The 524-nt window shown below is 51.3% G+C and carries 2 protein-coding genes; both read left to right on the forward strand.

What is annotated here, in order from left to right; translation table 11 throughout:
- Nucleotides 1-275 (forward strand): FtsW/RodA/SpoVE family cell cycle protein (locus tag ACTHUR_RS18040; protein WP_440400120.1); only part of this gene is annotated, 275 nt, incomplete at its 5' end.
- Nucleotide 276: 1 nt separating this feature from the next.
- A partial coding sequence (locus tag ACTHUR_RS18045; protein WP_440400122.1) for a MarC family protein occupies nucleotides 277-524 on the forward strand: 248 nt, incomplete at its 3' end.

Below are 524 nucleotides of genomic sequence, written 5' to 3' on the forward strand. Positions count from 1 at the left end.
GATTATGGATTGCCGCACAAGCGCAATCCCTTTACAGCCGTACTTTGGCAGGCGCATTGACCATGACCTTCTTCTGCTACGCCTTTGTAAACATGGGCATGGTCAGCGGTATTTTGCCCGTTGTCGGCGTCCCCCTTCCCCTGGTCAGCTACGGCGGTACGGCTACGCTTTCCATCATGGTGGTGCTGGCCCTGTTGATGGGTATCGCCAACGAACATAAAAACCTCCGCCATCGCAATATGGACAACGACGATCTGACTGAAAGCAAGGAATAATATGGAATTAGGTGTAGAAATCGGCAAACTTCTCGTTGCACTTCTTGTACTGATCAACCCCTTCAGCGCACTCTCGATTTATCTTGACCTGACGCAAGACCACAGCACCAAAGAAAAACGCAGAATTGCGCGTACTGCCGCACTGGCCGTTTTCATCGTGATTGTCGTCTTTGCACTGAGCGGCGGTATCTTATTGAAAGTACTCGGCATCAGCGTAGGCTCTTTCCAAGTCGGCGGCGGCATTTTGGT

Source organism: Neisseria sp. P0021.S007 (assembly GCF_051956855.1).